Source organism: Nocardiopsis sp. NPDC006832 (assembly GCF_040635885.1).
In the GTDB taxonomy this organism is placed as follows: domain Bacteria; phylum Actinomycetota; class Actinomycetes; order Streptosporangiales; family Streptosporangiaceae; genus Nocardiopsis.
This window is the reverse complement of sequence record NZ_JBEYLC010000047.1, coordinates 14,405-31,907: the sequence shown is the minus strand read 5'-3', so window position 1 is coordinate 31,907 and position 17,503 is coordinate 14,405. Positions and strand designations below refer to the sequence as shown.

The 17,503-nt window shown below is 67.2% G+C and carries 16 protein-coding genes; 10 read left to right on the top strand and 6 right to left on the bottom strand.

From position 1 onward, the window contains the following. Nucleotides 1-75: 75 nt before the first annotated feature. Nucleotides 76-459, top strand: a complete 384-nt coding sequence (locus ABZ717_RS20695) for a RodZ domain-containing protein (RefSeq protein WP_358512989.1) — start codon at nt 76-78, stop codon at nt 457-459. 92 nt (nt 460-551) lie between these two features. Here the strand turns inward: ABZ717_RS20695 and pyrE are convergent, their stop codons facing one another. Beyond that, nucleotides 552-1,085: an orotate phosphoribosyltransferase gene (pyrE, locus tag ABZ717_RS20690; protein WP_358512987.1), complete on the bottom strand. Its 534-nt coding sequence runs from the start codon at nt 1,083-1,085 to the stop codon at nt 552-554. Between the two features lie 67 nt (nt 1,086-1,152). On the opposite strand from pyrE, the gene cutA reads away from it, so the two are divergent. From cutA to ABZ717_RS20670, 4 genes are all read left to right on the top strand, one after another. Next, nucleotides 1,153-1,494: a divalent-cation tolerance protein CutA gene (cutA, locus tag ABZ717_RS20685; protein ID WP_358512985.1), complete on the top strand. Its 342-nt coding sequence runs from the start codon at nt 1,153-1,155 to the stop codon at nt 1,492-1,494. Next, nucleotides 1,491-2,072 (top strand): hypothetical protein, encoded by a 582-nt coding sequence (locus ABZ717_RS20680; RefSeq protein ID WP_358512983.1) that lies wholly within the window; start codon nt 1,491-1,493, stop codon nt 2,070-2,072. The genes cutA and ABZ717_RS20680 overlap by 4 nt, the downstream gene beginning before the upstream one ends. A gap of 51 nt (nt 2,073-2,123) precedes the next feature. After that, nucleotides 2,124-2,780 (top strand): GNAT family protein, encoded by a 657-nt coding sequence (locus ABZ717_RS20675; protein ID WP_358512981.1) that lies wholly within the window; start codon nt 2,124-2,126, stop codon nt 2,778-2,780. A 91-nt stretch (nt 2,781-2,871) separates the two neighbouring features. After that, nucleotides 2,872-3,183, top strand: coding sequence for a hypothetical protein (locus ABZ717_RS20670; RefSeq protein ID WP_358512979.1), 312 nt, complete (start codon nt 2,872-2,874; stop codon nt 3,181-3,183). 39 nt (nt 3,184-3,222) lie between these two features. Here the strand turns inward: ABZ717_RS20670 and ABZ717_RS20665 are convergent, their stop codons facing one another. The 5 genes from ABZ717_RS20665 to eccCa form a co-directional block, all read right to left on the bottom strand. Then, entirely contained in the window at nt 3,223-4,551 is a 1,329-nt protein-coding gene (locus ABZ717_RS20665) for a DUF6177 family protein (protein WP_358512977.1), read from the bottom strand. A gap of 30 nt (nt 4,552-4,581) precedes the next feature. Beyond that, nucleotides 4,582-5,013 carry a hypothetical protein gene (locus ABZ717_RS20660; protein ID WP_358512975.1) on the bottom strand — a complete coding sequence of 144 codons (432 nt, stop codon included), beginning with the start codon at nt 5,011-5,013 and terminating at the stop codon, nt 4,582-4,584. Continuing rightward, on the bottom strand, nt 5,010-7,799 hold the full coding sequence (locus tag ABZ717_RS20655; RefSeq protein ID WP_358512973.1) for a DNA/RNA non-specific endonuclease: 2,790 nt from the start codon (nt 7,797-7,799) through the stop codon (nt 5,010-5,012). The genes ABZ717_RS20660 and ABZ717_RS20655 overlap by 4 nt, the downstream gene beginning before the upstream one ends. Nucleotides 7,800-7,815: 16 nt before the next feature. Continuing rightward, nucleotides 7,816-8,178 carry a DUF6507 family protein gene (locus ABZ717_RS20650; RefSeq protein ID WP_358512971.1) on the bottom strand — a complete coding sequence of 121 codons (363 nt, stop codon included), beginning with the start codon at nt 8,176-8,178 and terminating at the stop codon, nt 7,816-7,818. A 74-nt stretch (nt 8,179-8,252) separates the two neighbouring features. Then, complete coding sequence (eccCa, locus tag ABZ717_RS20645) at nt 8,253-12,257, bottom strand: type VII secretion protein EccCa (protein WP_358512969.1); 4,005 nt, start codon at nt 12,255-12,257, stop codon at nt 8,253-8,255. Nucleotides 12,258-12,633: 376 nt separating this feature from the next. On the opposite strand from eccCa, the gene ABZ717_RS20640 reads away from it, so the two are divergent. The 5 genes from ABZ717_RS20640 to ABZ717_RS20620 all read left to right on the top strand — a co-directional run bounded on the left by ABZ717_RS20640 (nt 12,634) and on the right by ABZ717_RS20620 (nt 16,644). Continuing rightward, on the top strand, nt 12,634-12,972 hold the full coding sequence (locus ABZ717_RS20640) for a hypothetical protein (protein WP_358512967.1): 339 nt from the start codon (nt 12,634-12,636) through the stop codon (nt 12,970-12,972). Between the two features lie 25 nt (nt 12,973-12,997). After that, nucleotides 12,998-13,297, top strand: coding sequence for a hypothetical protein (locus ABZ717_RS20635; RefSeq protein WP_358512965.1), 300 nt, complete (start codon nt 12,998-13,000; stop codon nt 13,295-13,297). 43 nt (nt 13,298-13,340) lie between these two features. Further along, nucleotides 13,341-14,321: a TNT domain-containing protein gene (locus ABZ717_RS20630; protein ID WP_358512963.1), complete on the top strand. Its 981-nt coding sequence runs from the start codon at nt 13,341-13,343 to the stop codon at nt 14,319-14,321. A gap of 92 nt (nt 14,322-14,413) precedes the next feature. Next, nucleotides 14,414-15,739 (top strand): type VII secretion integral membrane protein EccD, encoded by a 1,326-nt coding sequence (eccD, locus tag ABZ717_RS20625; protein ID WP_358512961.1) that lies wholly within the window; start codon nt 14,414-14,416, stop codon nt 15,737-15,739. Nucleotides 15,740-15,753: 14 nt separating this feature from the next. Beyond that, nucleotides 15,754-16,644, top strand: a complete 891-nt coding sequence (locus ABZ717_RS20620; RefSeq protein ID WP_358512959.1) for an ATPase — start codon at nt 15,754-15,756, stop codon at nt 16,642-16,644. The last annotated feature ends 859 nt before the right edge of the window (nt 16,645-17,503 follow it).

Genomic DNA, 17,503 nt, shown 5'->3' with positions numbered 1-17,503 from the left:
CTTTTTGCCGTGATACGCGCTACATTCGTCGCCGTGGGAAGGCATAGGAATGATCCGCGAGGCGTTGGCCAGGTGATGGCCATCGTCGGAGCCGTCCTGCTATTGGTCACTCTGGTGGCCCTCGGCGGGTACTTCTTGTACCGATCGCTGCCCGGAACGGGTGCGGGCGTCAGCGCCAACGCGTCCGAGGCCGCGGCCGAGCCGGTGGATTCCGGCGATATGGGCGCTCTGTACATACGTGTGGTGGGCGAGTCGAGCGACGTGTTCGTCCGGGTGCCCGGCGGCGACGTGCTCATGGACCAGGAACTACAGCAGGGCAACTCCGTGCACTACGCGGAGAACACACAGGGCCTTGAGGTCAGCATCGGAGACCCGAGCGCCGTCGAGGTCTACGTCAACGGCGTCGAACAGGACGTCTCCGGCAAGGACCCAGACCACAGCTTCACCCTGACCCCCTGATTCGCCCCGAGACCACCGAACCCTTGAGCCCCGAGCACTCGATTCCTTCGAGGGTCCTGGGGCGGGGTCGATCCGGACCCCGCCCGCCGAGATCACACGTCCAGGTCGGACACCTCGAAGACGGGCCGGTACTCCAGACCCTCCTCCTCCAGGCGGGCACGCGCGCCACGGTCCACGATCAGCGCGACCGCCACCACCTCGGCTCCGGCCTCTCGCAGGGCCTCCACCGCGGTCAGCACCGAACCGCCGGTCGTGGAGGTGTCCTCCAACGCCAGCACCCGACGCCCCGCGACGTCGGGACCCTCGATCCGACGCTGCAGACCATGTGCCTTGCCCGCCTTGCGCACCACGAAGGCGTCCAGCCTGCGACCCCGCGCGTGCGCGGCGTGCACCATGGCGGTGGCCACCGGGTCCGCGCCCAGGGTCAGACCGCCCACCGCGTCGAACTCCAGGTCCGCGACGGTGTCCAGCAGGACCGAACCGACCAGCGGCGCGGCCTCCCCGTCCAGGGTGATCCGGCGCAGGTCGACGTAGTAGTCGGCCTCCTTGCCGGAGGAGAGGGTCACCTTTCCGCGCACGACCGCCTTATCGTTGATCTGGCGCAGGAGTTCATCACGTTCGTTCATGATCAGTGAGCCTAGAACACCCGGTGGGGGTCCGCGGACCTGGCATCCCACCTCGAAGGAGGCGACCTTGACCCAGAGCACAGACGTCATGAGGGTGGAGACCACCGTCGATGGTCGAGAGGGGGCCGAACGGTTGGCCGGTTCGGTCGTCGAACACCACCTGGCGGCGTGCGCGCAGGTGAGCGGGCCCATCCGCAGCTTCTACCGCTGGGAGAACGAGGTGCGATCCGACGAGGAGTGGATGGTCGTGGTCAAGACCGCCGCCGACCGCCTGGACGACCTGGTCGCCCACCTGGTGGAGGCGCACCCCTACGACGTGCCCGAGATCGTCGCCGTGCCGGTCACCGGTGGAAACCCCGAGTACCTGTCCTGGGTGCGGGACGAGACCCGCGGGAGCGGCGTCGCGTGATCGCCGTCCTCCTGCCCCCCACCCTCGGTGTGCCCCTCACCCCGCCCGGAGTGGAGAAGGCCCTCGCCGACACCGGACACCACCCGGTCCTGCCGGAGGTGATCGGCGACGACACCCCGCCGCACGCCGCCCGCTACGTGGCCCTCGCCAGCCTGGAGATCAACCGCCTGGTCGCCACGGAAGCGCCCATCGTCCTGGTGGCCCAGGGCGACACGGGCCCGCTGCTCGGTGCGGTGGGGGCCGCCCAGCGCGCCGCCCACCGTCCGGTCCTGGGCTACGTGCTGATGGACGCTCCACTGCCACGCCCCGGAAGTCCCACACGCGCGGAGATCGCACGTACTCAGGGGTTGGCCGACCTGCCCGTCCCGGCCGAGGAACCCGCCGCCTATCGGAGCGAGCACCTGCCCACCGTCCCGGATTGGCCGGACGCGCCCTGTGGATACCTGCTGACCGACCCCGCCTACGCCCATCCGGCGCATCTGGCCGGCATGCGCGGGTGGGAGGTCCGAGACGCGACGGCCGCCCCGGAAACGGCCGGAGAGGCGCTGGCGGAGCTCGTCGCCGAACTCTTGCGCTGAGCGGATAAAACCAGGTGACAGAGTGTGTCGGCGGCAGCAGAATCTCCGAACATGATCGCCGACCACGTTCCCCCGATGGGGATACGCCTGACCACGCCCCGACTCACGTTGCGGATGCCGACCGACTCCGACCTCGCGGCGCTGGCCGAGGCCGCCGTGGCCGGAGTCCACGACCCGGACACCATGCCGTTCATGTTCCCCTGGACCGACCAGCCTCCGAAGCGGTTGGCCCAGGGCGTGATCCAGCACAACTGGCGGACCCTGGGGTCCTGGACACCCGAGTCGTGGTGCTTCAACGGGATCGTCGAGTTCGAGGGCCGTGTGGTCGGTATCCAGGACATGAGGGCCAGGGACTTCGCGATCCTGCGCCAGGTGGGCACCGGTTCGTGGCTGACCCGGAGCGCGCAGGGACGTGGGATCGGTACCGAGATGCGCGCCGCCGTCCTGCACCTGGCGTTCGAGGGACTCGGCGCGCTGGACGCGGTCACAGGCATGTTCGAGACGTCCCTGGCGTCCCAGGGCGTCACCCGAAAGCTGGGGTATCGGCCGGATGGCGTCCACTACGTCCAGGTGCGCGGCGAACGGGTCCGGGAACTGCGGTATCGGTTGACCAGGCAGGACTGGGAAAAGCACCGGACGGTTCCGGTCGAGGTCGAGGGCCTGGGCCCCGCGCTTCCCCACTTCGGTCTGGGCGACCTACCCGACTGACTTCGCCTCCGTGTCTGGTGAAGGCGGTAGAGCGCGTGCTTTCCTTGACGGGTGCTCGCGCACGAGGCCGGACCGAACGGGGAGGTATGCGATGAACGACCACGTGTACGGAGGATTCGTGCCGGGAGTGGCCGCCGGCATCCCCGCGGCCCCGTACGCGGTCAACCGCCCCGGACCCCGTCAGCCCACCGCGCCGAACCACGCGCCCGGAAGCCCGAACGAACCGCTCTGGCCTCAGGCGCCCCGTCCCGTGGCCAGGATGCCGGTTCGGGGCCCCATCGCGGCCGACGCCTACGCGGACGCGTTCCTCAACGGAAGGCCCCACCCGTACGCGGTGCCGCGTTTTCCGGTGCGTCCGCGTTCGAGCCACCTCGCCCCTGGGCGAAGCGGACGGCCTGGATGAGTCGGGCGGCGTCGCCACGAGTGCTTCAACGTCCGCCGGTTAACCCAAATGACCCATGAGCCCCCGGAAACGTCGCCATAGCTCCCGTGGCTCCCCTTCCCCAAGGGGATACCAGAGGACCGAGGACCACAGTGGTCCGATCGTCTCGGCGGCGACGGGTGCCGCCAGCGCCTTCGCCCGGCCCACCTGCGCGACCACCTCGGGACCCAGGGCCAACCCCAACGGGACGGAGGCGCCGCCGAGCGCCGGACGGTAGTGGGTGTCCGCCGCGCCGGGCACTCTGTGCGCGGTCAGGCTTTGGAAGGAATCCGGCAGTTCGGCCAGAAGTTCGGGCAATGCCGCGTGGTCGGCGTCGCCTGTGACCAGACTCAGGCTCTCCTTCACCCCTTCGACGACTCGGGACACGTTCAACGTGCCGGCGAATCCCGGACCGGAGAAGACCACACGGGTGGGGTTCGGCGCCCGAGCACGGCACAGGTCGGTGAGCCGGCCGGGGTCCCAGGCCATCAGGGCGGGTTCGTTGGTGCCCCAGCCGGGGGGCGGGCCCGCGCACATGAGCTTGGTCGTGTGTTCCACCATCTCGCCCAGACGCAGGTCTGCTTCGGCCGGGTGGATGAAGTGCAGGTCCAACGCGAGCCCGGGGTCGCCTCGCCGTTCGGCCGACGCGGGCGGGGCACCGTCCCGACGTGCCTGGAAACCGAGGCCGTCCTCCCAGAGCAAGGGCATCCCGGTGAGCCCGTCGTAGTGGTCGTTTCCGGGACCCTCGACGACCCACCGGCAGCCGGAGGCCGTCAGCACTCTTCGGAGCGAATGCGTGATGTGAGCGGAGGCCGGGGTGAGTACCTGGAGGCCACGAGCGTCCCGGACCCCAGTGGCGAGTGCGTCCGCGATCGCGGCGGACAAGCCGACGACCGGTGAGTCGACCGCCACGATTCGGGTCTTCTCCGTCTCCACCAACGCGGACGGATGGTCGGCACCCCCTGTGGGCAGGTCCAACGCCCAGCGTTTTCGAGGCTCGGAGGGCCACACGTGTCCGCCGTGGTGCTCGATCACCGTCGCCGCGAACCGATGGGCAGCCTCCGCGGCCCGGGGGTTGCCCGCAGGCGCGCGAACCTCCATCCACCAGGCGTTGTGGGTGAGCCTGTCGGCGGCTTCGTCACCGAGCAGCCGACGCACGTCCGTGGTGGCCTCTACCGCCTGGGGCATCTCCACGGACACGAAGGGGCGGCCATCCTCGTCCCGCAGGCGTACCACCGAAGCCTTGCTCGCACCTCGGATGGTGAAGTCCGGATGAGCGTTTTCGAGGGCGCGAATCACCGAGCGTGCGTGGGGAAGTTCCTCGGTCAGGGCGACCACGTTGTACGTCACTGGGGTTCTCCGGATGCCGGGGCGGTCGGGTTACTCCTGCTCGGCTTCGCGGATCTTTTCCTGGAGCCAATCGGGGATGTGCTCGGGATCCCGAGGAAATAGTTGAAGGTCGTTGTAATAGTCCATGGAGCTTGGCGTTGGAGGCTCGGTCATGGCTTCCTGATCATAATTGAAATCGATAGAGTAGGAAGCTGGTGGGGTGATGTGATAGGTGGCTGAAAACCATGTTCCCTTGCCTGGCCTGTACATGGCATTTCGCAAGGATTCAAACTGCATGCTGAGTTTAGCTGAGGTCCAAAAATGGTCTTTGGAGCCATCTGGCATTACGGCGTAATTCCATATTTCTCCGAAGTGGTCAACGAAGGCCGCAGTGCACTTGATCCTTTGCCAGTCTTCGGGTGCATTGCTAAGTAGGATAATTCCGATTTGCTTGGCGTGCTCGGCTTCGATCTCAGGGTTCAAGGTTGTCTCCCTATGATGGTGTGTGGTGGGGTGTTGCCAAAGGTTAATCTCCTGACCCTGCCGGTGGGGCTGGTGTATTGTACCAGGATTTTTAATGGCGTGTCGGAGATGATGTTACTTTCAGAATAAACACATTCGATTTGAAGTTTTACCCTCTTCCCGGGGTTGGCGGAGAGCACTTCGGAAATTTCCATTTCCATCGCTCTCCAGCTCCGGTCTCTTTTTTCGTCGGTTCCTTTATATTTGTTCATCTCTTCAGGCATCCCGACGAGATTGATTTTCTCTGCCCCTCCTCCGTGTTCTCGTGCGGCGAGGTGCCCTCCATTCCAGGTGACCTGCTCGTACTCTGTTCGGTAGCGCATGCTCGGATCATGCGCAAACTGCATCCTGGATATCTGATTGGCCAGATCATATTCAAGCCTGCTGATGTGGCCAATATTTGATTCATCTCGCCCTCGGATGTTTCCGTTTTTTGTTATATCTCCTTCCATGTATGCGGTTCTTCCCTTGTTGTCTGTGATGTATGTGAATTCGTCTACGAAGTACTTTGCGTTCGGTAGTGGGTCACTGAGTTCAGGGTTCCAATTTCTTGTCTTTCCGCTTTTTGTGTGGACTTCTGTGATTCTTCCGGTGTCGTCGGTGAAATATGTTGCGGCGGGGCGACCGTTCCCTTCTTTGATCTCGTATCTAGTGTTCGGGTCCAAGTCGACTCCCCGGCCGAAAAGACCGGATTTTTGGGGCCAAAGATCTTTGTTGGTGTTTGGGGAAACTATTTTTTCAGGGAAGTCCTTGGGGTTTGACCTACTTGTATCCCAACTACTGACCGGCTTTATCTCATTGGTGGGCAGGGTTCCATATGGAGTCTCTGCGTATTTGATGTCTTCTTTGTCCATGGCCCGATAATCTTCGGGTATGGTTCGGGGGTGGTCGTTGCTTGTTCCGTAATGGTTATAAGGGGATGTGCCGGAACCGGTGTTTCCTTGGCCGTTGCCTTCGCCGCTGTGGGAACCGCCACCACTGTTGCCGCCATCCGAGGAACTCTCCGTGGTGCCGCCTCGGCCGGTGGTGGGGGTATCGATGCCGCCACCGCCACCGCCGCCACCGCCGCCACCGCCGCCACCGCCGCCCCCGCCGCCACCGCTGCCACCACTACTGCCACCGGCGCTGTTGGTGAAGGTGGAGTTGCTCGACATGGACGGACCATTGCCGGTTCCCACCAGTTCGGGCGTTCGATGCGCGTCGACGATCTCGTTGCCCTGACGGCGGTTGATCTCCTCCAACAACATGTCGGGATCCTCCGCGTGACGGCGGACGTAGTCCTCCAGATCACGCAGGCCGGTCTCGACCTCGGAGGCAGATACCCCCGAGTCGATCTCCTCGTCCTCGGACCGGGACCGGTCGGACGACGCACCGTCGGTGTCGTCCTGCGGCCTCGTTGGGGAGGGTGACCGGTCGGCGGAGGTGTTCGGCGTGGTGGAACCGCCGTCACCGATGCCGTCCAAGGCGTCGCGTGTCCTGACGAGGTCGGCCAACCACGCCCCACCGGGGAGACTGCTCCAGAAACCACCACCTCCACCGCCTCCGCCTCTGGACAGGTTCAGGTGGGGGACCCCGGGGAGGTGGAAGTCGGCGTCATCGTGGAACCGGGGGATGTCCATCGTGCCGACGTTGTTGGTGGCCCGCAGACCGGTCCGCAGACCCGCCAGGAGCATGGGGACACCCACGGGGGCACCGACACCGGTCGCGGAGAGGACGACGCCGCCGACGATGAGCCCGACGTTGACCACGGTCTGGGAGACCACGTAACCCTTGCGTTCATCCCACTCGTCGGTGGGGACGATGCCCTGCCCGACCTCGCGGATGGCGGGAAGGAAGTTGTCCGTCCACTCGCCGAAGCTGTCCACGCCCCATTGCTCGCCCTCTGGCTTGGTGGGGTCGTAGAAGCCGGTCAGGAGTGAGAGCCCTTCGAGGTTCTCCTCCATGTAGCCGGTGAAGTTCGAGCGCCCCTGCTCTCCGAAGATCGGCATTCCCCACTTGCCGTCATGCCAGGCTCCGGTGACGCCACCGACGTCCTGAGCCGCACCCACGACGATGTCGGCCACGCCGTCCCAGGCGTCCACGACGAAACCCCTGGACACGTTCTGTGCGGTCCCCCAGGGCATCTCCATGCCTTCGGGAATCTCACTGAAGCCGTAGGGGATCTCGTTGCCGCTGTAGCCGTCCCCCTCCATCTCGTCGTACCGGGTGAAGGTGGGCCCGTCGAAGAGGGCGGTGATCTCGTTGGCGCACGCGATCTCCGCCTCCTCCCATTCCTGACGGGTTCTGGCGACCTCGTCGACGAGGTCGTTGTGCTCCTGGACGAGGTCCTCGTCGTCCCGCCAGTCCTCGTCCTCGTTGATCCGGGTGCGCATGGCCGTGGCGTCGCCGCGCAGACCATGGAGTTTGCTCTTGAACGTGCGGACCTCGTTGGCGAAGTCGATCAGCGCGGCGGCCAGGCCGCCGGTACCGGTCTCCACGGTGTCGCCGTCGGTGGCGACCCTGTCGACGGCGGAGAGCATGGTCTCGGATTCGGGTGCCACGTACGCGTCACCGAGTCCGCCCCAGTCGGCGACGATGTCGTTTCCGTCCGTACCGATGTTCTTTCCGGCGCGGCGAAGGTCCCTGGCGTACTCGTCCAGCGCGTCGGCGTCGATCTGCGGGATCAGGATCTGGGAGGGCTCGATGGCGCCGTCGCCGTAGCAGGCGCTCGCCTCCAGGTCATTGAAGAAGGGGTCGTTGAGGGGCAAGGGGGGATTCCTGGGATCAGAGGTTGGGGGGAAGGTCGTCCTCGGTGATGGGGGTGTCCAGGTGCGCGGATTGGGCCTCCGCGGCCATTTCGTAGTCTCCGTTGACGTAGTACTCGGTGGCCTCGGCGCAGCCGGAGAGAGCGCTCGACGTACGTCGCACCATCTGTCCGCAGATGGGGGAGAAGTGCTCCATGAACATGCCGATGGCCGAGCTCACCGGCATGCTGTCGGAGCATTCGGTCGCGGCGCCCTGGATGGCCGTGTCCATGTCGAGGATGTTCCCCGACAGGCCTTCCGTGGCCTCACCGTCGCCGAGGTGTCCCAACACGGTGGTGAGGACGGATCTCACGGTGTCGGTCTGGATGCTCCACTCGGACACGTTTCCTCCTTATGGCGAAATGGCCTCCCGCATCCTTTTCAGGAGGATGCTCTCGGACGGTGATCGGTTCGTGCTCATGTGTGTTCGTTGGGGTGGTCCTGGTCGAGGAGGGCGGTCTGGATGAGGCGGGTGGCGCCGCCACGGGGCATCCACCTGCCCCGACCCGGGGGCAGGGGCGAGGCGTACACGCGCGGGAAGATCTGTCCCTCACCGCGGTCGCCCGACATCAGCAGCGTGCTGCTGCCCACCTCCCGGACCGCTTGGAGCAGTGAGTCGTACATGCCGCGACTCGCGCCCGCGGCGCGGCGGGCGATCACGAAGTGCAGACCGATGTCGCGTCCGTTCGACACGTACGGGGCGAACGGGCTCAACGGCTTTTGGCCCGCGGTGGTCAGCACGTCGTAGTCGTCGGCGAGCACGACCACACGAGGGCCGTCGAAGGCGCCCGGTTCGACCTCCTGGCCCTCCCCGTCCTGGGGGATCCGGTTCTCCATCTCCTTGGCCACACCGGTCGCCAGGCCACCGCACACGCGGGGGTTGGTCGCGTACCCGCCGACGTACTCCGGGGGGACGACGTCGCGCAGGTTGCGTCGGGGGTCCATGATCGCGAACACGACCTCCTTGGGCGTGTAGCGCTCCACGAGCCCTTCGGCGATCATCCGCAGCAGGTTGGTCTTGCCGCACTCGCTGTCACCGATGACCAGCAGGTTCTGGTCCCGTTCGAACAGGTCCAGTCGCACCGGAGCCATGGCGCGTTCGTCCAGGCCGATCGGCAGGGCCTTGGGTTCGGCCTCCTTGTCCGGCAGGGCGTGTACCGAGAGACGGTGCGGTAGCACGCGGACCTCGGGGGCGCGGGCGCCGATCCAGGCACGGTCGATCGCGCGTACGGCGTGCTCCACCACCTCGCCCAGGTTCTCGGTGGAAGGGGCGCCGTCGAATCGGGGCAGCGCGGTCTGCGCGAACAGTTTCATGGTGGTCAGGGCACGGCCGTTGTCACCCTCGCCGATGGTCTCGGCGAGTTTGCGGGCGATGGCCGAGTCGGTCGGGTTGTTGAGCCGAAGCTCCACCTTCTGACCGAAGTTCGACTGCGCGTTCATTCGTACGTCGTTCCACCGGAGCATCGCCGAGACGATGTGGACGCCGTACCCGCCACCGCGCTGTAGCAGCTCGGTGACGATTCCCTCGACCTCCTCGAAGTCGCGGCGCAGGGCACCGAAGCCGTCCACGCAAAGGACGATGTCGGCGGTGGCCAATTCTGGAACCTCACCGCGGGCGTGCATGGCGCGCAGCTGCTCCATCGAGTCGATGCCGCGCTCCCGGAACACCTCCTCCCGGTGTTCGAGCATCCCCCGCACCTCCTCGATGGTTCGTCGGACCCGTTCGGCGTCGGTGCGTACGGCGACGCCGCCCACGTGCGGCAGTCCGGAGAGGGACTGGAGGCCGCCGCCGAGCAGGTCCAGGCAGTACACGGACACCTGGTCGGGGGTGTGGGTGAGCGCCAATGAAAGGACCAGGGTGCGCAGGAGGGTCGTCTTCCCGCTCTGCGGTCCACCGATGACGGCGACGTGACCACCCGAAGCGGTCAGGTCGAGGAGCCACTCGCCCTGCCACTGCTTGGTGGCGTCGTCCAGGAGCCCGATCGGCACATTCAGGGTGGGACGCTCACCGGGGATCCGCAGCCCGTGTTCGGTCTCCTCGGGAGCACCGCAGATCGCGTCGATGGTGGTGGCCTTGGGCAGCGGGGGCAGCCAGATCGCCCGGGTGGGTTCGCCGTGCTGGCCGAGCTGTCCCACCATCACGTCCAACAGGGTCGGATCGGTCGTGCGGGTGGGCATCGCGGCCTCCTCGTCGGGGGACGCCGTCTCGGCGACCTCTTCGGGGGAGGGGTTGTAGGCGGTGTAGAGCCGGGGCGAGGGGGTGACGTTCTCGTCCTCGGGCTCCTCCTCGATGACCGGTCCGCGGTAGGCGCCGGACACGTAGCCGGCCTTGAAGCGCTGGTAGACGGTGGTGTCGACCTTCAGGTAGCCGAATCCGGGCAGGGCGGGCAGGTGGAAGGCGTCCGGGGTGTTCAGGACCGTACGGCTCTCCTCCTCGGAGAAGGTGCGCAGGCCCAGGCGGTACGACAGGTAGGTGTCCAGGCCGCGGAGCTTTCCGCCCTCGATGCGCTGGCTGGACAGAAGCAGGTGCACACCGATGCTGCGACCGATGCGGCCGATGGACAGGAACAGTTCGATGAAGTCGGGGCGGGCGGTGAGGAGCTCACCGAACTCGTCGATGATCACCAGCAGGTGCGGCATCGGGTCGAGCGAGGGGTCCTTCTCGCGCTTGTGCGTGTAGTCCCCGATGTTGGGCACGTTGCCCGCGTCGCGCAACATCTGCTGGCGGCGCTGTACCTCGCCGGAGAGGCTGGCGTGGACGCGTTCGATGAGGGCGGCGTCGTCCTCCAGGTTGGTGATCATCCCGGAGACGTGCGGCAGTTCCTCGAAGGGGGCGAAGGTGGCGCCGCCCTTGTAGTCGACCAGCACCATGCTGACCCGCTCTGGCGGGTGGGACGCGGCCAGGGCCAGCACCAGGGTCCGCAGCATCTCGCTCTTGCCCGAGCCGGTGGCGCCCACGCACAGTCCGTGCGGACCCATGCCCAGTTGGGCGGACTCCTTCAGGTCCAGGACGAGCGCCTGGCCCATCTCGTCCACCCCGATCGGAACGCGCAGGAACGCGCGTTCGCTGCGTGGGGCCCACAGGCGCTGGACGTCCATGTCACCGGGGTCGCGCACACCCAACATGGCGGTGAAGTCGACGCGTCCACCCTCCTGCGCCGTCTCTTCGAGCGATTCGGCGGACAGCCGTAGCGGGGAGAGCATGCGGGCCAGCCCGGTCAGGGTGGCGGGGGAGACGTCGTCGAGGACACCGGTCCGCAGGACCGGGTCGGTGGGACGCAGGTCCTCGACCCTGACCTGGTCGCCGGTGACGGTGACGCGCATGTTCACGTCGCCGGGCTCGTCGATCTGCCGGGAGACCAGGTGCAGCACGGTGACGCCGAGCGAGGTGGGGTCGACGGTGTGGTCGGGGCGGACGAGTTCGGTGGCCACCTCGCCGTGGGTGTCGTGGATGACGAGGAGGCGGCGCAGCAGCTGGTAGGCCTCGCGACGCCCCATACCGCGTCGCACCTCGGAGGCGAAGTCGCTCCGCGATCGCAGTTCGTCGGCGAGCAGGGTGCCGAGGTCGCGGGGGGAGGGGGCGATGAGGCGGGTGGCGACGCCCTGTTCGCGTCGCTGGGGGTCGAGGACCTGGGGGAGCCACAGCAGCCAGGACCAGTCGTCGGCGTGCTCCTCGGGGTAGGAGACGGCCAGCCCGGCGTCCTCGGGGGCGTGGAACACGGCGAACTGGGCGACCATGGCCCGGACCATGCGCATGATGTCCTCGCGTTCGCCCACGACGCTGACGTTGCCCGTCATGTCCAACGGCAGGGTGAACGGCATGTCCGGGATGGTCTCGAAGCGTTGGATGACGCCCTGGGCCTCGGACTGCATGAACGGGTCGGTGGGCGCCAGGGCGGTGCCCTGCTCGGCCAGGTCGAGGGGGCGACCGGAGGCAACACCGGTGCCGACCCGTACCTTCAGGAAGTCGTTGTGGCGCCGGCGACGCTCCCAGAGTCGCTTGGGGTCGCGAAGGACGTCGTAGAGGGCCTCCGGGGGTGGGTCGAGCAGACGCGCGTGTGCCCGTGTCTGCTGTTCCCAGGTGCTCAGTCTCTCCCGTAGTTCCTCCAGGTACTGGAGGTAGAGCTCGCGCTGGTTGCGCCTTTGCCTGCCGACCTGGCCGCGCCTGGAGAACAGCATGAGCAGCGCACCGAGGAGGGCCACGCACAGGACGACCGCGCCCAGGGCCATGAAGGCCGGGTTGCGCATGACCATCATGATCGTCAGGGAGGCCATCATGCCCACCATCGGAAGGATGGCCATGAGCGGATTGCCCTGGGACTTGCCGTCGGGGAGGGTCGGAGGAGCCTCCACCTCCCGGGGCTCCTCGGCGGGAGCCGGGTGGGTGGTGCGTGTCGGTCGGTGTACGACACGGAGGGCCATCGGCGTTCCTCTCGACTCTGGGAGAAGTCATGAGATCGGGCAGGAGCGACAAAACCCTATCGAAGCAGGGATTCCGGCGTTTTTTCGTGTGCCCGCACGGGTGTCGGGGCTTGAAGGGGCAAGGGGCATTCGAGTGCCCTATGGTGATCTTCCTCACTATTCTCGGGTTCGTCGAACATTTCGACTCGGGTGGTGAATCGGACGCGCCGTGTGTTCGGGCAGGTCAGCGAAGTGATCGGTGTGCTCGGAGGGGCTGGAAGCGCGGGCGGCACTGTCGGGGCGCCGTGATGGAGTATGGGAACCGTAGGTCTGTTCGGCGCATCCCCTGGAAGTCGGGATCGGCCGAAGCCAATCCTCGTGACAAGGCAGGTGGAAAATGGCGGACAAGGAACTCGATTTCCATCAGGCATCTTTTGCCAAGATGACCAGCAATACCGGTGAATCGGGTGAGCAGCTCAGCACCCTGGTCAACAGACTCGTGAACGCGGTTGATCCGCTGAAGGACAAGTTCGAGGGTAGCGGCAGGAATTCACTCGACGAGCTCCACCGTCGGGCGGAGACGGTGTCCATCCTGGTGGGCGGCGATCTGAACAACCTGAACGAAGGTCAGCGGGAAATGATGAACGCCGTACTCCAGGGTGACCAGGATATGGCGGACTCGACTCAATCCCAGATGAACGCCGCGAATTTCGATGCCGGTAAGCTGCGGGCCTAGATCATTCCTTGGGGATAGTGCGTAGATGAGCGACTACACGAAATACAGCAAGAACGCCTCGGCCGACGTCCAGGAAACGATCACGAGCATCACCGGCGAGTTGGAGACACTCATCGATGACCACGAGATCGATGTCAACTCCGTCATGTCGGAAACCGTGATCGAGGGTGCGGACGTCACCTACCTGGAGAAGGACCAGCGTTGGGCCCTGGCGGCTCATGAGGCCAGGGAGATCATCGCCATCATCCGCTCCGTGATGGAAGAGAACGATGGAATCGCCGACACCGCCCTGACCAGGGCTCGGGCCGCCGCAGAGAGCATCTGACCCCGTTCCGGTAGGGGAACGAAGTCACCGAAGGGGAGCACCGATGGGCCGCGACTACGACAACCAGTTGCTCGAATCGGTCGCGGTCCGTCGGCAACGCCTGCGCGAGGCGGTGTTGTTCGGTGGACAGCGGACCAAACGCCGCTTGGACGAAGGGATCGGCAAGATCGTGATCAGCGCCTGCCTGGCCGCGGTCGCGTGCGCCGGGACGGTCGGTTGGTCCTTCGTCAGCAACACCCTCGGCAACCAGCGCCTGGAACGTGAACAGGCCGAGTCCGGGCCGGTGGAGAACGCCATCCCGGCGATCCCCGGCGAATGGGTGGGAGCGCGGGTCGACCTGGCCATGCTCAAGGAGCAACTGGATCAGGCCCAGGTTCCGGAGGACCTCTACGTCCTGCCCGGCGAGCCTCGGCCAGAGCCCGGCACGGTCGGTAGCTACTACCTCATCACCGAGGACGACGAGTTCGGCGCGCTGTCCGTGGTCGTCATGGACCTCGACCAGGGGCGTCCCGGCTACCAGTTCGCCGACGAGGACGAGACCGCTCGCTGGCTCTTCCAGGAACTGGCGACCACCGAGGGTGATCCGGCGACGCTCAGCGCCACCGACGAGGCCGCCGCCGTGGAGAACACGGCGGAGCTGGTGCAGGAGGTCCGGGACGGTTTGGACCAGCGCAGCGCCGAGTCCTACCTGCACACGCTCGACCCGGGGGACATCCTCGACTCCTTTGGTCCGGAGAGTGGGCGCCACCTCTTCCCCGACGGGACCCCCTACGCCGAACGTGGTCTGCCCGACTATGTTCGGACGGACTCCGGTGATCAGGACCTCTATCACCGTTACCGGGTCGTCCACCCGTTCCGGGTGACGGCCACCACCGCCCCGGCGGAGGACGGCGCCCCCGGTGGAGGTATCCGTTTCACGCTCGACACGGCAGGGTTCTCCGAGGTGCCACCGGCGCCGACCCTGCGCTGGCTGATCGGCCAGGGATACGTCGAGCGTGTGGCGGTCGACAGTGTTCCCCGATGACGAAGTTCCCCGATGACGAAGCCGGTCGACGCGCGTGACGCGTCACCAAGACCGTGGCGCACCGCGCCGCCCGCCCAGCAGAATGGAAGGTCATGACCGCTTGGAGCCGCGTGACGATCGTCGGTGAGGAGCGCCGGGTCGACGCGGTACTCCCGGCGAGTGAGCCCGTCGGTGTCCTCATGCCGGAGGTCCTGGAACTACTCGGGGACGAGCCCCAGAACCCGGCCAGGCTGCGCCACCTGGTGACCGCGTCCGGCGCGGTCCTGGCGGGTGAGAACACCCTGGAGGAACGCCGGATCGAGGACGGGTCCGTGCTCTGGTTGGTCCAGGACGAGGCTCCCGTACCCGCCCCCGTGGTGCACGAAGTGCCCGAGGCGGTGTCGAAGGCCCTGGACGACCACACCGGTAGGTGGACCCCCGAAGCGGCCCGTTGGAGCGCGACCGTCTCGCTGGCCGCACTCGCCTTGGGCACGGCCTGGCTCGTCCATGGACACCTGCCGGGAGGAACGGGCCTCGTGGCGATCGCCGCGATCGCGCTGGTACTGGTGACGGCCGGCGCCGCGATCGGACCGACCTGGCGGGAACCGCTGGGTACCGCGCTGTCGATCGCCGGCACCGTGGTCGGGGGCTTCGGACTATGGCGGGCCGGCGACCACTTCGACTGGCCGAACTGGGCCCTGTGGGGAGGGACCGCCGCCCTGCTCTCCGGGCTCGTGCTGTTGCTGGGCCTCACCTCCGGCCTGGGCCGGGGCGGGTTGGCCGGCGGCGGTGTCGGTCTGGCCCTGGCCTCGGTGTGGACCCTGTCCCGCGTCCTGGGCCTGTCGACCGATCTGGTCGCGGTGCTGCTGACCGTGGTCTGTGTGCTCGGGCTGAGCCTGCTCCTGAGGGTCGCCCTCATGATCTCGGGGCTGACGGTCCTGGACGACCGCCGAAGCTCCGGCGAATCGGTGGCCAGGGACGACGTCCTCACCTCGGTGGCCAGGGCGCATCGCAGTCTGGTCATCGCCACCGTGGCGGTGGCCATCGCCGTGGCCGTCGCGGGCCTCGGGCTCGTCACGAACCTCACCCCCTGGACGTCCGGGCTGTGCGTGGTGCTCGCGATCGTGGTGGCGAGCCGCTCCCGGCTGTTCCCGCTCATCGCGCAGAAGGCGGCGCTCATCGCCGCGAGCCTCGTGGTGCTGCTCGCCTTCCTCGTGGAGTGGGCCGCCGGTGAGTCGTGGGCGGTCTGGCCGGCCCTGGCCGTGGCCGTCGCGGTGGCGGCCATCCCGATGGTGGTCCTGGCCACCGAGCAGCCCGAGCACGTGCGCGCGCGTCTGCGTGGTGTGACCGGCCGATTCGAGGTCGTCGCCGTGATCGTCATGGTGCCGTTGGCGGTCGGGGCGTTCGGGACCTTCGAGCGACTGCTCGCGACCTTCTGAAGGGGAGGATGACGATGGGCACCACCAAGGCGGTGCACGGGGACCCCTGGCCGCGCAGGTTGGGCCGAGCGGTCGTGACCCCCTTTCTGCCGACGTCGGAGATCGCCGACGCCATCGAGATGCGCGGGCGCCTGCAGCGTTCCACGGCCACGGGTCGTCGGATCCTCGTGGACGACTTCGGCACCGGTGCGGACACCGCGGTCGTGACCGCTCTGATCGCCCGGGTCCTGGCCCACCACCGTCGGGATCGGGTCCTGACGGTGGACGCCACCGATCGGCTTCCGCCACTCGGTACCCGGTTGGACACCCACGCCGCGCATGCCTTGGGCGAGGGGGTGCGGACCGCGAGTTTCGAGCAGGCCAAGGAGAGCCTCGGTGAGGTGGGGCCCGGCCTGTGGACGGTCCAGGCGGCCCAGAACAACGAGGACGCCTACGCGGCGGGCCTGCTTCCGCTCTTCCGGTTCTTCGGCGTGACGCTGGTGACCGGTGGTTCGGGAGGGGCGTTCGTGAAGGCGGTCGCCGAGACCGCCCACTCTCGTGTCCGTGTGGTGCGGGCGACTCGGGATTCGGCTCGGATCGTGGGTCGCAGACTCGACCACCTGCTCCGTGAGGGCCGACGACACGAGGTGGAGAACAGCGTGATCGTGGTCTTCGACCAGGAGAGGGACGAAGACCCGGGGTTCGACGCCACGCGGATCACCCGCATCATCGCCGAGAGTGGGGCGGAGGCCGTGCGCCTGCGCTACGACCGGCACCTCGCCCAAGGGCTCGCCGTGCAGATGCGCCGGGTCTCGGAGGCCACCCATCGAACGGCGATCCACATGGCGGCGGAGGCCATGACCAAGGCCGTGGCGACGGTACGACCCCGGTACGCGGCAATGGAAGGGAGAGGTGAGTGGGCATGAGCCGGCGCGACGCGGAGGACTCGTCGGAACCGAGGGACGGGTCGTCCCCTCGAACGGACGCCTCTTCCCGGGGGCCGGCCCCGGTTCGACGGGCCCACCCGGGCGCGGAGCGGCACCCCGGGGATCCGGACACGTCGTCTCCCGAGGGACGACCGGATCCTCGATACCCGTTCAACGGTCCTCAGGGACCCCAGAACCTCCAGGGAAGCCAGGGATCCCAGGGTCCGCCGGCTCCTTCGGGGCCTTCCGGTCCTCAGGGAACCCAGAACCCCCAGAGTCCCCAGGGAACCCAGATATCCCATAGCCCCCATAGCCCCCATAGTCCTCAGGTTCCCCACAACCCCCAGGGATCCCAGAGTCTCCAGGGAAGCCAGGCATCCCAGGGTTCGCCGACTCCTTCGGGGCCTTCCGGTCCTCAAGCTCCCCACAACCTCCAGGGACCTCCCCGGCATCAGGCATACCAGGCTCCCCAGAACCCTTCCGGTCCTCAGGGGCCCCAGAATCCCCAGGCTCCCCAGGCTCTCCAGAACCCTTCCGGGCCCCAGGTCCCCCACAACCCTTCCGGTCCTCAGGTTCCCCAAGGCTTCCGGCCGACCCATGGGCCCGTCCGTCCTCCGGGGCCCCAAGGCCCCCAGAACCCTCAGGGGGCTTTCGGCCACCAAAGGCCGGGGTCACCTCCGGCCGGCGACGTGCCACCGCGGTACCAGGGCGACGGCGCGCCGCCGAGGCGATACACCGCTCCGTCCGGACCTCAGGTCCCCCCGGGCTCTTCCGGACCTCAGTACCCCTGGGCCGGACCGCACACCGCGCGAACGCCACCGTCGGGTCAGGCGCCACCTCCTCCCGGTTCGCGGGCCCC